The organism is Pseudomonas sp. Pseusp15 (assembly GCF_059492165.1).
The window spans coordinates 2827419-2839972 of sequence record NZ_CP168523.1 but is presented as its reverse complement, the minus strand read 5'-3'; the positions used below and the strand labels follow the sequence as shown (position 1 = coordinate 2839972).

At 58.6% G+C, this 12554-nt stretch carries 13 protein-coding genes; 2 read left to right on the top strand and 11 right to left on the bottom strand.

Annotated features, from left to right (window positions below):
• Positions 1-21: 21 nt before the first annotated feature.
• Complete coding sequence (locus ACEN8R_RS12655; RefSeq protein ID WP_018927703.1) at positions 22-507, bottom strand: flavin reductase family protein; 486 nt, start codon at positions 505-507, stop codon at positions 22-24.
• Between the two features lie 324 nt (positions 508-831).
• On the opposite strand from ACEN8R_RS12655, the gene ACEN8R_RS12650 reads away from it, so the two are divergent.
• Positions 832-2238 carry a purine-cytosine permease family protein gene (locus ACEN8R_RS12650; RefSeq protein WP_018927704.1) on the top strand — a complete coding sequence of 469 codons (1407 nt, stop codon included), beginning with the start codon at positions 832-834 and terminating at the stop codon, positions 2236-2238.
• 97 nt (positions 2239-2335) lie between these two features.
• On the opposite strand, the gene ACEN8R_RS12645 is transcribed toward ACEN8R_RS12650, so the two are convergent.
• The 6 genes from ACEN8R_RS12645 to ribBA all read right to left on the bottom strand — a co-directional run bounded on the left by ACEN8R_RS12645 (position 2336) and on the right by ribBA (position 8876).
• Positions 2336-3280 carry a hypothetical protein gene (locus ACEN8R_RS12645; RefSeq protein ID WP_018927705.1) on the bottom strand — a complete coding sequence of 315 codons (945 nt, stop codon included), beginning with the start codon at positions 3278-3280 and terminating at the stop codon, positions 2336-2338.
• A 251-nt stretch (positions 3281-3531) separates the two neighbouring features.
• Entirely contained in the window at positions 3532-4686 is a 1155-nt protein-coding gene (locus tag ACEN8R_RS12640; RefSeq protein WP_018927706.1) for an ABC transporter ATP-binding protein, read from the bottom strand.
• Positions 4687-4703: 17 nt separating this feature from the next.
• Positions 4704-5513, bottom strand: a complete 810-nt coding sequence (locus tag ACEN8R_RS12635; RefSeq protein WP_192351093.1) for an ABC transporter permease — start codon at positions 5511-5513, stop codon at positions 4704-4706.
• A gap of 6 nt (positions 5514-5519) precedes the next feature.
• Entirely contained in the window at positions 5520-6464 is a 945-nt protein-coding gene (locus tag ACEN8R_RS12630; RefSeq protein WP_495625013.1) for an ABC transporter permease, read from the bottom strand.
• Positions 6461-7486: an ABC transporter substrate-binding protein gene (locus ACEN8R_RS12625; protein WP_018927709.1), complete on the bottom strand. Its 1026-nt coding sequence runs from the start codon at positions 7484-7486 to the stop codon at positions 6461-6463. The genes ACEN8R_RS12630 and ACEN8R_RS12625 overlap by 4 nt, the downstream gene beginning before the upstream one ends.
• Before the next feature lie 280 nt (positions 7487-7766).
• Positions 7767-8876 (bottom strand): bifunctional 3,4-dihydroxy-2-butanone-4-phosphate synthase/GTP cyclohydrolase II, encoded by a 1110-nt coding sequence (ribBA, locus tag ACEN8R_RS12620; protein ID WP_495624934.1) that lies wholly within the window; start codon positions 8874-8876, stop codon positions 7767-7769.
• A 71-nt stretch (positions 8877-8947) separates the two neighbouring features.
• Here ribBA and ACEN8R_RS12615 point away from each other — a divergent pair, with 71 nt between their 5' ends.
• Complete coding sequence (locus ACEN8R_RS12615; protein WP_018927711.1) at positions 8948-9241, top strand: DUF1330 domain-containing protein; 294 nt, start codon at positions 8948-8950, stop codon at positions 9239-9241.
• Between the two features lie 6 nt (positions 9242-9247).
• On the opposite strand, the gene ACEN8R_RS12610 is transcribed toward ACEN8R_RS12615, so the two are convergent.
• From ACEN8R_RS12610 to ACEN8R_RS12595, 4 genes are all read right to left on the bottom strand, one after another.
• Positions 9248-9811: an NUDIX hydrolase gene (locus tag ACEN8R_RS12610; protein ID WP_018927712.1), complete on the bottom strand. Its 564-nt coding sequence runs from the start codon at positions 9809-9811 to the stop codon at positions 9248-9250.
• A 2-nt stretch (positions 9812-9813) separates the two neighbouring features.
• Positions 9814-10566, bottom strand: a complete 753-nt coding sequence (locus tag ACEN8R_RS12605; protein WP_018927713.1) for a GntR family transcriptional regulator — start codon at positions 10564-10566, stop codon at positions 9814-9816.
• Positions 10567-10652: 86 nt separating this feature from the next.
• Positions 10653-11042 (bottom strand): carboxymuconolactone decarboxylase family protein, encoded by a 390-nt coding sequence (locus ACEN8R_RS12600; protein ID WP_008059553.1) that lies wholly within the window; start codon positions 11040-11042, stop codon positions 10653-10655.
• Complete coding sequence (locus ACEN8R_RS12595) at positions 11039-12514, bottom strand: NAD-dependent succinate-semialdehyde dehydrogenase (RefSeq protein WP_018927714.1); 1476 nt, start codon at positions 12512-12514, stop codon at positions 11039-11041. The genes ACEN8R_RS12600 and ACEN8R_RS12595 overlap by 4 nt, the downstream gene beginning before the upstream one ends.
• Positions 12515-12554 lie beyond the last annotated feature (40 nt).

Below are 12554 nucleotides of genomic sequence, written 5' to 3'. Positions count from 1 at the left end.
TCTTTGTAATTGGCTGTCGGTTCAGGCGAGGACGGGCAGGGCGCCCATCTTGCCGTGGCAGTACACCAGTGGGCCGGCGGTGTGCTGCGGCACTATCAGGTTCTTCACGGCGCCGACCATGATCGCGTGGTCGCCGCCTTCATATTCGCGCCACAACTCGCACTCGATGACGGCCGTGGCGTTGGCCAGGATCGGATTGCCCAGTTCGCTCAACGTCCATTCGATCCCTTGCGCCTTGTCCTTGCCTTTGCGGGCGAAAGCATAGGCTTCGCTTTGCTGACCGCCGGACAGGACGTGAATGGCAAAGCGTTTGTTCTTGATCAATACCGGATAGGAATCGGAACTGTAGTTGGGGCAGAACAGCACCAGGGCCGGGTCCATGGACAGCGAACTGAACGCGCTGGCGGTGAGGCCGACGATTTGTCCGTCGTCGTCCAGCGTGGTGATGACCGTTACTCCGGACGGGAACGAGCCCATGACTTGTTTGTAGATGGCGGCATCGATCATTGGAGGGTCCTCGGGTGCTGTGAGGTGGTTTTTATGAATTTATAGGTCTGATGGTATACCGTAATACATAGTTTGCAAGTGGTTTTTATCTTTGCCGATAAACGCATGTCGAGGGCATGAAACCCAATGTTTTCGGGGTTTGTGACGCGAATTTGAGTACTGACGGCCGCAGAAGGTGCAGATCAGATTACCGGTAAAGTATCGGATCAGCCTTGTGAAAAAGTTGGAATACCATAATATGGTGCGCATCTGAGGGGCTGCCAAAGCGCACCCCCGGTTTGGCTTCGTACAACTATAAGATCAGACAAACTCGAGTTCATGCACATGTCCCAGATGTCCCGGCAAGACCCGTTGATCGAGAATCACACGGTCGATTACGTCCCTCTCGCGGAACGCCATGGGAAGGCCCGCGACCTGTTCACTTTATGGTTCAGCACCAACATCGCACCGTTGCCGATCGTGACGGGGGCGATGGTGGTTCAGGTGTTTCACCTCGACCTGGTCTGGGGGCTGCTGGCGATTGCCTTCGGGCATATGCTCGGCGGATTGGTGATCGCCCTTGCATCGGCCCAGGGCCCGCGCATGGGTATTCCGCAAATGGTCCAGAGTCGTGGCCAGTTCGGCCGTTATGGTGCGCTGCTGATTGTGTTTTTCGCCGCGCTGATCTACATCGGCTTCTTCATTTCCAACATCGTGTTGGCCGGCAAGTCGATTGTCGGCATCGCGCCTGCGGTTCCGGTGCCGGCGAGCATCCTGATCGGTGCCCTCGGCGCCACCGCGATCGGAGTGATCGGGTACAACTTCATCCATGCCCTCAACCGCATCGGTACTTGGGTGATGGGTAGCGCATTGCTTGCCGGGTTTATTTACATCTTCGCCCATGAACTGCCATCGGATTTCCTGACTCGCGGTAGCTTCAACCTCTCCGGCTGGCTGGCCACGGTATCGCTGGGGATTATCTGGCAGATCAGTTTCTCGCCTTATGTGTCGGACTATTCCCGTTACCTGCCGGTGGATATCGGCATCGCCAAACCGTTCTGGGCCACTTATATGGGTGCGACCCTGGGCACCATTCTGTCGTTTAGCTTCGGCGCGGTGGCGGTGCTGGCGACCCCGGAAGGTACCGAAGCGATGGCCGCCGTGAAGCAATCCACCGGCTGGCTCGGGCCGATTCTGATGGTGCTGTTTTTGCTCAATATCATCAGTCACAACGCCTTGAATCTGTATGGCGCGGTGCTGTCGATCATCACCTCGATCCAGACCTTCGCCAGCCAGTGGACGCCGAGCATCAAGCTGCGGGTGGTGCTGTCGAGCGGGGTGCTGGCCGGTTGCTGTGTTGTTGCGCTGGGCGCTTCGGTGGATTTCATCTCGCAGTTCATCGGTTTGATCCTGGCGCTGTTGCTGGTACTGGTGCCGTGGGCTTCGATCAATCTGATCGACTTCTATGTGATCAAGCGCGGCCGCTACGACATCGCGTCGATCTTCCGGGCTGACGGCGGGATTTATGGACGCTTCAATCTGCATGCGATCGTTGCGTATTTCATCGGGATCATCGTGCAGCTGCCGTTTGCCAATACATCGTTGTATGTCGGGCCGTATGCCAATATGGTCGAGGGGGCGGATCTTTCGTGGCTGGTGGGGTTGGTGGTGACGTGTCCGTTGTATTACTGCCTGGCTACTCGGGGGCAGACTCAGCGGAGCAGGGCGGTGCGGTTGGGCTACATTGATTGACCGTTCCAGACTTCATGTGCAATGCCCGGCACACTGTCGGGCATTATTGTTTCCGGATCATGTCTGAGCCAGATGTAACTGGTGCTGTAGATGAGAGCTACTTTTCTTTGTCTGACCAGTCTTTTATTTTGAGCTGCACGATGCGTCCGGTACTAGAAGGATCTTCGACGGATGCGTAGTTGTATATTTTTTTATGAGTTTTCCGGGTTTCATTATCAATAAGGCCGAGCGTGTATTCTGAATGTGATCCAGTGCGTTCTCTGTTGCTAAAAAATTTCTGGCCGGGTTGCAATGAATCGACAATGGCGGGATTAGAGACATTCGCAGTGTTCCCTTGGGCGACGCTTACCTTGTTGGTGAAATATTCATTATCTGGATGAAAAACCGAAATCCCCGAGTCCCATCCAGCAACACTGACTGTGCCTGCATCTTTCGAGAGTGGTCCATAGACTGCTAAAAAAGCTTGAAGAAAATTGAGTTTGTTCTGCTCGTCCTCGTCCTCTTCTTCTGAATGTTCTTGCTGTGGCTCATCTTCTTGGAAAGTGATTCCATTATATTTTTTGTTGGTCTTTTTGAATACTCCAGCCTTTTGTCCGACGTTACAGACATCGAGTACAATTTTTCTGAACTGTTGAGTCAGCCCTGTTGAAACTCTGAAATTATTAATTGTGTAGGCAAGTTTGTCGGGGGAGAGTGTGCCAGCTAGCGCGCAACTACCATGAGCTATAACAATTGCTCCAATATCTCCCTTTAATGTTTTTAAGTCGGTGTTTCCTTGGGGCTGCTCTGCTACGGCGAATTTAGCCGCAATCTCGGATATTTTTGTATGGTCTTCCGAGGTGTCTCCGCTCTTATCTATCATAAAGATTTGTTGATAAGATCCTGAATATCCTCCCTTTATTGCTGTCGCCGTTAGGTGAAACCAACCAATGAAGTTTGTCGTGTCTCTGTTGGCATATTTGAGATAAATGCCGAGAACACTAGGGATTGGAGCGTTCCCTTTTGGACCCACGGTAAATAAAAAGATGTTCGCAACTCTCATTGTCGCCTCCCGTCATCATCCATGTTTCGGAGAACATAGCTTAGGCGACAAGTGTTGAGAGAGCCAGGCAACAAGCTGGAGGAGGCTCAAACGCAGATGAGCTGTCTCCCCATCTGAAGTGGAGTTCAGCATCTAAAGGAATACGCCACCTGCGACAGTTGAAACTTCGATCCTTGGGCATTGATCGTAGCGTTTCACGTCACTTGAGCGATTATCGCGAAAATCGGGCCCACCGCGGTGGGCCCTTTGCATCAGTGAGCGCCCGCCGCCTTGTTCAGATCGCTTTCTGCCCATTCGGTATAAACGCAAGCATCCGCTGTCGCCCAGCGCACGCGCACCGGGTCGCCCGCCTTGAGTGGCATGCCGGCCGCAGAGAGGGCCTTGACGGTCATCGACGTGCCGCCCGAGGTCACTACGCTGCAGGTCTGGCTTTCGCCAAGGAACAGCACTTCCACCACCTTGGCCGAGACTTCATTCCAGCCCGCCGCCAATGGTTCTTGACTCGCTTGTTCGACACTCAGGGCCAGGGCTTTTTCCGGACGCACCATCAGCAATACATCCTGATCGGTTTGCAAACCGGCTGTCAGGCGAATCGACAACGACTGGCCTTCAAACGAAGCCACCGCATTGCCCTGAGCCTTGAGTTTGAGGAAATTCGAGTTGCCGAGGAACGAAGCGACAAACGCATTCGGCGGATTCTGGTACAGGTCATAACCGCTGCCCAGGCCCACGATCTTGCCATGGCTGAAGATCGCGATGCGCTGAGACAAACGCATGGCTTCTTCCTGATCGTGGGTCACGTAGATAATGGTGATACCGAGTCGCCGATGCAGTTGGCGCAGTTCGTCCTGCAAGTCTTCGCGCAGCTTTTTATCCAGCGCGCCGAGGGGTTCGTCCATCAGCAAGATGCGTGGCTCATAGACCAGCGCGCGAGCGATCGCTACCCGTTGTTGCTGACCACCGGAGAGTTGTGAAGGGCGGCGATGGGCAAACTGCTCAAGCTGTACCAGTTTGAGCATGGCATCGACCCGGCGCTCGCGTTCGGCGGGGGCCAGTTTGCGGATCGACAACGGGAACGCGATGTTGTCGCGCACCGACAGGTGTGGGAATAGCGAATAACGCTGGAACACCATGCCGATGTCGCGCTTGTGCGGCGGCACGTTGACCAGCGATTGACCGTTGACCAGGATCTCGCCGCTGCTCGGGGTTTCGAAGCCGGCGAGCATCGACAAGGTGGTGCTTTTGCCGGAGCCGCTGGAGCCGAGGAAGGTGAGGAATTCACCGTCCTTGATGTCCAGCGAGATGTTGTCCACGGCGGCGAAATCGCCGTAGTACTTGTTCAGGTTGCGCAGGCTGACCAGTGGTTTGTCGTGCTGCTGCGCGGAATCTTTGATGACGGCACTCATGTTGTTCTCCTGGGCGCTCAGGCGCTGATTTGATTGCGCCGGCGAACGGCGGCGGCGATGACCATGACCAATACCGAGAGGCCGATCAGCAGCGTCGAGGCGACGGCGATCACGGGCGTCAGGTCCTGGCGCAGGGTGGTCCACATTTTTACCGGAAGGGTTTGCAGGGTCGGGCTGGCCATCATCACGCTCAGCACCACTTCATCCCAGGAAACCAGGAACGCGAACAGCGCACCGGCGACCATGCCCGGACGAATCGCCGGAAAGGTCACCTTGAATACCGCTTGCAGGCGCGAGGCACCGCAGATCACCGCGGCATCTTCAATCGACTGATCGAACAGCTTCAGTGAGTTGATGATCGAGATGATGGTGAATGGCAGCGCAACAATCACGTGGCTGACCACGAAAGCGAACATGGTCCCGGTGTAACCGAGCTTGAGGAACAGTGCGTACACCGCCACCGCAATGATCACCAGTGGCACGATCATCGGCAGGGTGAACAGGCCGTAGAGCATTTCCCGGCCGGGGAAACGCCCGCGCACCAGGGCAAACGCGGTCGGCAGGCCCAGGGCTACGGCGCAGATCGTGGTCAGCACCGCCACCTTGAGGCTGGCCATGGCGGCGTTCATCCAGTCAGCGTTGGAGAAGAACTGGCCGTACCATTTCAGCGTCCAGCCCGGTGGCGGAAACACCAGCCACTGGGAGGAGCCGAAGGACAGCAGCACGATGAACACGATCGGCAACAGCAGGAACAACGCGATCAGACCGGTCGTGAAGTACAGGCCCAAACGCATCCTGCGGCTCATGGCATTGGGGGTCAGGAGCATGACGGCTTACCTCGGGTTGCTGGCGCCAACCGGGGATTCCGGCTGGAGCTTCAGGTAGAAGTAGAACAACACCAGCGTGATCACGATCAGCAAGGCTGCGCCGGCGCTGGCCAGTCCCCAATTGAGGAACGACTGCACCTGCTGAATGATGAATTCGGGCAGCATCATGTTCTGCGCGCCGCCCAGCAGGGCCGGGGTCACGTAGTAACCAAGGGACATCACAAATACCATCAGGCCACCGGAGAACAACCCCGGCCGACACAGCGGCAGGAACACCCGGAAGAAGTTGGTCCAGGGGCTGGCGCCGCAAATCGAACCGGCCTGCAGAATCATCGGGTCGATGGCCTGCATGGTCGCCTGCAACGGCAGCACGATGAACGGGATCATGATGTAGCTCATGCCGATCACTACACCGGTCAGGTTGTGCACCATTTCCAGTGGCTGATCGATGATGCCCATCGCCATCAACGCCTTGTTGATCACCCCGGAGGCCTGCAACAGCACCAGCCAGGAATAGGTCCGCGCCAGCAGGCTGGTCCACATCGACAGCAGCACGATGTTCAGGATCCAGCGGCCCCAGCCACGGGGCACCAGCGTGATTGCCCAGGCCAGCGGAAAGCCCAGCAGCAGGCTGAACAGGGTCACCAGCCCAGCCACCGAAAAGGTGTTGATCAAGACCCGGGCGTAAGCCGAGTTCGCAAACAGTTGTTCATAGTTGCCCAGGCCCGGTACCGGCTCCAGTACGCCCCGCAGCAGCAGGCCGATCAACGGCGCCAGAAAGAACAGACCGAGGAACAGCAGGGCGGGGATCAGGTTGCTCGAACCGCGCCAGCGCTGTGCCAGGGAAGGAGATTGGTTCATCGCAGCCGCCTTGCCGGGAACCGCCCCGGCAGCGCCAGCGGCGCTCCCGGTCGGTGTAGGTTGACGGGACGCTGTTGCCGTCATTTTCATTTGACCAGCCATTCGTTCCACCGTGTCGCGATGGCCGGACCGTTCTTGGCCCAGTACGCGAAATCAAGAGTGATCTGATCCTTGGCGTAGGCCGTCGGCAGGTTAGGGGCCAGCACTGAATCCAGGCGTGCCACGCTGTCGACGTTGACCGGCGCATAGGCGGTCAGGTTGGAGAAGTCAGCTTGTCCTTTGGCGCTGCTGGCGTTGGCCAGGAACTTCATGGCCGCGGCCTTGTTTTTCGAGCCTTTTGGAATGACCAGAATGTCGGCCATGACCAGGTTCTGTTTCCAGCTCACACCCACCGGTGCACCATCTTCCTGGAGGGCATGAATCCGGCCGTTCCAGAATTGGCCCATGCTCGCCTCACCCGACGCCAGCAGCTGTTGCGATTGCGCGCCGCCGCCCCACCAGACGATGTCTTTCTTGATGGTGTCGAGCTTCTTGAAGGCCCGATCCAGGTCCAGCGGATAGAGTTTGTCGGCAGCTACACCATCGGCCAGAAGCGCCAATTCGAGCACGCCAGGGCTTGGCCATTTGTAGAGGGCGCGTTTGCCGGGGTAGGTCTTGGTATCGAACAGCGCGGACCAGTCCTGAGGTTTGTTGGCGCCGAGCTTGCCTTCGTTGTAACCGAGCACAAACGAGAAGAAGAACGAACCGACGCCATGATCGGAGACGAAGCGCGGGTCGATTTTGTCGCGCTGGATCACGGAGAAATCGAGGGGTTCGAGCAAACCTTCGGAGGCTGCGCGCAAGGCGAAGTCAGCTTCGACGTCGACCACGTCCCATTGCACGTTACCGCTTTCGACCATGGCTTTGAGTTTGCCATAGTCGGTAGGGCCATCCTGGACCACGGTGATGCCGGTGGCCTTGCTGAACGGATCGGCCCAGGCCTGCTTCTGCGCATCCTGGGTGGTACCGCCCCAGCTGACGAAGTTGACGCTTTCGGCCGCCATTGCCACATGGCTGACCGTGGCCAGTAAGCCCGCGAACAGTATTGCGGTTGCACTTTTCTTCAACACCATTTTCACGCCCTCATTGTTGTGTTTTTAAGCGGGCTTTTGTCGCCCGCCTATCGGGAGCAGTAGGTCCATCTGGCCTTAAAGGCGACCGTGCCAAGAGCTGTTGTTTGTGCTTTTCCCTGCCGGGGCTTTTGGCTGAAGCGTTCGGTCTATGGAATATCATATTATGGTATTCCAAGCTTTGTGCAAGCATTTTGCCTTACCGGTTATCAGCCAAAAGCGGTTTTTTTGCCGTCAGGCCACCCAATAGTGAACTGCGCGGGTAAAGGGGCCAGCCCCGGACTCATTCGGTGAAAGGGATGCTCTCTACCACTTCCAGGTCGTAACCGGTCAAGCCTGCGTATTTCAGTGGTGGGCCGAGATGACGCAACTTGCCCACCCCGAGATCCTGGAGAATCTGCGCTCCGGTCCCTACTTCAGAATAGATGCGCGATTGCGAGCGGCTGAACTGTCGCGGCAGCTGGGTGAGTTGAGGCACGCGTTCCAACAGCGCTTGCGACGACTCATGGTTGGCCAGCACGACCACTACGCCGCGACCTTCTTCAGCCACCCGCTGCAGGGCCGCCCATAGTGTCCAGTTGGACGGGCCGTTGTATTCGGCGCCAACCAGATCACGCAGCGGATCAATCACATGCACCCGCACCAGCGTCGGCTCGTCCCGGCGGATGTCGCCCATTACCATCGCCATGTGCACGCCGCCTTCGATGCGGTCTTCGAAGGTGATCAGCCGGAAAGTCCCATGCACCGTCGGCAATTCGCGCTCGCCGATGCGCACCACTGTGTGTTCGGTGCTCAGGCGGTAATGGATCAGGTCGGCGATGGTGCCAATCTTGATCCCGTGTTTGCGGGCGAACACTTCCAGGTCCGGGCGACGGGCCATGGTTCCATCGTCGTTCATCACTTCGACAATCACCGACGCCGGGGTGAAACCGGCCAGGCGGGCGAGGTCACAACCGGCTTCGGTGTGGCCGGCGCGGGTCAGTACGCCACCTTCTTTGGCGCGTAACGGAAAGATATGACCCGGTTGCACAAGGTCGGCGGGCCCGGCATCGGCGGCAACCGCCGCGGCGACGGTACGTGCACGGTCGGCGGCGGAGATGCCAGTGGTCACACCGACGGCGGCTTCAATAGACACGGTGAACGCGGTGCTGAACACGCTGCCATTGCTCGGCACCATCTGCTCCAGCCCCAGGCGCTGACAGTGTTCATCGGTCAAGGTCAGGCAGATCAGGCCCCGTGCTTCGCGGGCCATGAAGCTGATAGCCTCGGCGGTACAGCGATCGGCGGCGAGGAGCAGATCGCCTTCGTTTTCCCGGTCCTCGTCATCGACCAGCAGCACCATCTTGCCTTGCCGGTAGTCTTCGATGATTTCTTCGATGCTGTTGAAGGCCATGCTGGAACTCTCAGTGTTGGGTGGGTATATTTATTGGTATACCATAATACAAAATAAACCAAGAGGTCACTATGAAGGCGTACTGGATTGCTCACGTGGATGTCACCGACCCCGATCAATACAGCCAATACACCCAGCGGGCACCGGCGGCCTTCGCGTTATATGGCGGGCGGATGCTTGCCAGGGGCGGGCGCAGCGAAGCGATGGAAGGTCGCCGCACGCCGCAACGCAGCGTGGTCATCGAATTCGATTCTTACGAGCAGGCGCTCGCCTGTTACCACAGCGAGCAATATCAAGAGGCGAAACGGCACCGCGAGGGCGTGGCTCGGGCCGAAGTGATCATTGTCGAAGGCGTGGCGCCCTAGGGGATATCAGCGGATGAAGTGAATTTTGCCGCTGTCGTCGTTGCCGATGTAGATGCCGTAGACCCCGGCCTGGCGTTCCTCGATATAGCGTTCGAGGATCTGCCGGATCGCCGGATAATAGATGCTGTCCCAGGGAATGTCCTCGGGCGCGAAGAATTTGTAGTCCAGGGTTTCCGGCCCATACTGACCGGTGATCTCCAGCGCGATGGCGCGGAAGATGATGTACACCTCGCTGATCTTCGGCACGCTGAAGATCGAGTAGGGCGAGAGGATTTCCGCGCGCACACCGCTTTCTTCCCAGACTTCACGCAGCGCTGCCTGCTCGGTGGTCTCGCCAGCTTCCATGAAGCCGGCCGGCAGCGTCCAGGTACCAGGGCGCGGCGGGATCGCGCGCTGGCAGAGCAGGTACTTGCCGTCCTGTTCGATGATACAACCGGCGATGATTTTCGGATTGATGTAATGGATGTAGCCGCAACCGCGGCACATCAGGCGCTCGTGCGTATCGCCCGGCGGTAGCTGCTGACCCAGGTCACTGCCGCCACACTTCGGACAAAAGCTCGGGCTGAACATGATTAGCGACCTATGCGCGGTTCTTTAAGGGCGATGGGCAGCGTGATCTCTGGGATCGCGCCGGTTTCTTCCTGTTTGCGTTTCAGGTAATCGAGAGCCACAGCAGCGGCGGCGCGCACGTGGTCGACGCAAGCCTGGTGAGCGGCTAGCGGATCGCCGCTCTTGATCGCCTCGACCATGCGTTCCATTTCCTGGTTGCTGCTGCCGCGACGGTTTTCCTGGGACACCGAGGTCGCCCGCAGGTAGCTGATGCGGGCCTGCAACTGGCGCAGCTGGGTGGCGGCGACATGGTTGCCGGAACCTTCGAGCAGCACGTCGTAGAAACCCTGCACCGAATCGATGACCTGTTGCAGTTCGCCTTCCTTGAGGGCCTTGCGGTTTTCCTCGAGGGCTTTTTCCAGGGCCTTGATGTCCTTGGCTTTGGCGCGCAGGGTGAACAGCTGAACGATCAGGCCTTCGAGCACGCAACGCAGCTCATAGATATCGACGGCATCGGCCAGGGTGATGATCGCGACCCGTGGGCCCTTGGCGTCGGCGAACTCCACCAGGCCTTCGGATTCCAGGTGACGCAAGGCTTCACGTACGGAAGTGCGGCTGACGCCCAGGCGATCGCACAGATCGCGTTCGACCAGTCGGTCTCCCGGCAGGAGCTGGAAGTTCATGATGGCGCTACGCAGTTTATCCAGCACGATTTCGCGCAGGGTAACGGGGTTGCGATTGACCTTGAAGCTGTCGTCGAGTGGCAGGCGTTTCATGGGGTCCGCTCTGAGTGTGGCTGTCCATGCAAAAAGAGCACGTCGATCGAGGATCATCGTGCTCAGGTCATCACAGCAGCCAAGGGTTAACTGGAGGCCTCGGCATCGGCTTCGGCGAAGGCTTCACGGGCGAGCCGGAAACTGTCTACGGCAGCGGGGACACCGCAATAAATACCGACCTGAAGCAGAATTTCGCGTATTTGTTCACGACTCAGCCCGTTACGCAAGGCACCGCGTACATGCAGCTTGAGTTCGTGCGGCCGGTTGAGGGCCGAAATCATCGCCAAGTTTATCATGCTGCGCTCTTTAAGCGACAAACCCTCACGGCCCCAGACGTGGCCCCAGCAATACTCGGTGACCATTTCCTGCAGTGGCCGGGTGAAGTCGTCGGCGTTCTCGATGGAGCGGTTCACGTAGGCTTCGCCCAGCACCTGGGTGCGGATTTTCAGGCCTTTTTCATACTTTTCGTTGCTCATCGTTGTGTGCTCCCAAAGTCGTCGAGCCCGCCCATCAGGGTGTATTTGAGTTCCAGATAATCCTCGATGCCGTACTTGGAACCTTCGCGGCCCAGCCCCGAGGACTTAATGCCACCGAACGGCGCGACTTCGGTGGAAATCAGTCCTTCGTTGATCCCGACCATGCCGTACTCCAACGCTTCGCTCATGCGCCAGGCCCGGCCCAGGTCGCGGGTGTAGCAATAGGCGGCGAGGCCGAACTCGGTGTCGTTGGCCAGGTGCACGGCCTCGGCTTCGGTGTCGAAGCGGAACACCGCGGCCAGCGGGCCGAAGGTTTCTTCCTGAGCGACTTTCATCTCACCGGTTACGCCGGCCAGCACCGTTGGCTGGAAGAAACCGTGGCCCAGCGCATGGCGGTCGCCACCGCAAAGCAGTTGTGCACCCTGGGCGAGGGCGTCCTGCACGTGGTCTTCGACTTTGGCCACCGCGCGTTCGTTGATCAGCGGACCTTGGGTGACGCCTGCCTCAAAACCGTCGCCCACGTTCAGTTGCACCACGCGTTCGGCCAGGCGCGTGGCGAAAGCATCATGAATACCACTCTGCACCAGGAAGCGATTGGCGCAGACGCAGGTCTGCCCGGCATTGCGGAACTTGGCGATCAGCGCGCCTTCCACGGCACGCTCCAGGTCGGCATCGTCGAACACGATGAAGGGCGCGTTGCCCCCCAGTTCCAGCGAGACTTTTTTCAGCGTCGGCGCGCACTGAGCCATCAACAACTTTCCGATTGCAGTGGAGCCGGTGAATGACAGTTTGCGCACCAATGGGCTGGCAGTCAGTTCGCCACCGATGGCCACGGCGTCGCCGGTGATCACGTTGAAAATGCCCGGTGGAATCCCGGCCTGTTCCGCCAGCGCGGCCATGGCCAGCGCCGAGAACGGTGTCTCCGGGGCCGGTTTGACGATGCACGGGCAACCGGCCGCCAGCGCCGGGCCGGCCTTGCGGGTGATCATCGCCGCCGGGAAGTTCCACGGGGTGATGGCCGCGACCACGCCGATCGGTTCCTTGCTGACCACAATGCGCGCATCGGCTTTGTGGCTGGGAATGGTGTCGCCGTAGATGCGCTTGGCTTCTTCGGCGAACCACTCGATGAAACTTGCGGCGTAGAGAATTTCACCCTTGGCTTCGGCCAGGGGTTTGCCTTGTTCCAGGGTGAGGATTTGAGCCAGGGCGTCGGCGTTTTCGAGCATCAGCGAATGCCAGCGCTTGAGCGTCTGGCTGCGTTCCTTGGCGGTCAGTGCGCGCCAGGCCGGCCAAGCGTTGTTGGCGGCGTCGATCGCCTGACGAGCTTGGGCGGCACCGAGGTTCGGCACTCGGCCGATCAGCTCGCCGGTGGCCGGGTTGAAAATGTCCTGACAGGTGCCATCGGGCGCATCCAGCCATTGGCCGTCGATGTAGGCCTGCTGGCGGAACAGTTGCAAGGCTGCTGGGCTCATGCCGGCTCCCATAATAGAAGTAAAAAAGGGCTGCACCGGG

Bases quoted from the DNA above. Each gene is read 5' to 3' on its own strand.
- ACEN8R_RS12600 (WP_008059553.1), bottom strand. From the start codon at position 11,042: ATGAGCAACGAAAAGTATGAAAAAGGCCTGAAAATCCGCACCCAGGTG.
- ACEN8R_RS12630 (WP_495625013.1), bottom strand. From the start codon at position 6,464: ATGAAAATGACGGCAACAGCGTCCCGTCAACCTACACCGACCGGGAGC.
- ACEN8R_RS12645 (WP_018927705.1), bottom strand. From the start codon at position 3,280: ATGAGAGTTGCGAACATCTTTTTATTTACCGTGGGTCCAAAAGGGAAC.
- ribBA (WP_495624934.1), bottom strand. From the start codon at position 8,876: ATGGCCTTCAACAGCATCGAAGAAATCATCGAAGACTACCGGCAAGGC.
- ACEN8R_RS12610 (WP_018927712.1), bottom strand. From the start codon at position 9,811: ATGTTCAGCCCGAGCTTTTGTCCGAAGTGTGGCGGCAGTGACCTGGGT.
- ACEN8R_RS12625 (WP_018927709.1), bottom strand. From the start codon at position 7,486: ATGGTGTTGAAGAAAAGTGCAACCGCAATACTGTTCGCGGGCTTACTG.
- ACEN8R_RS12595 (WP_018927714.1), bottom strand. From the start codon at position 12,514: ATGAGCCCAGCAGCCTTGCAACTGTTCCGCCAGCAGGCCTACATCGAC.
- ACEN8R_RS12605 (WP_018927713.1), bottom strand. From the start codon at position 10,566: ATGAAACGCCTGCCACTCGACGACAGCTTCAAGGTCAATCGCAACCCC.
- ACEN8R_RS12635 (WP_192351093.1), bottom strand. From the start codon at position 5,513: ATGCTCCTGACCCCCAATGCCATGAGCCGCAGGATGCGTTTGGGCCTG.
- ACEN8R_RS12615 (WP_018927711.1), top strand. From the start codon at position 8,948: ATGAAGGCGTACTGGATTGCTCACGTGGATGTCACCGACCCCGATCAA.
- ACEN8R_RS12655 (WP_018927703.1), bottom strand. From the start codon at position 507: ATGATCGATGCCGCCATCTACAAACAAGTCATGGGCTCGTTCCCGTCC.
- ACEN8R_RS12650 (WP_018927704.1), top strand. From the start codon at position 832: ATGTCCCAGATGTCCCGGCAAGACCCGTTGATCGAGAATCACACGGTC.
- ACEN8R_RS12640 (WP_018927706.1), bottom strand. From the start codon at position 4,686: ATGAGTGCCGTCATCAAAGATTCCGCGCAGCAGCACGACAAACCACTG.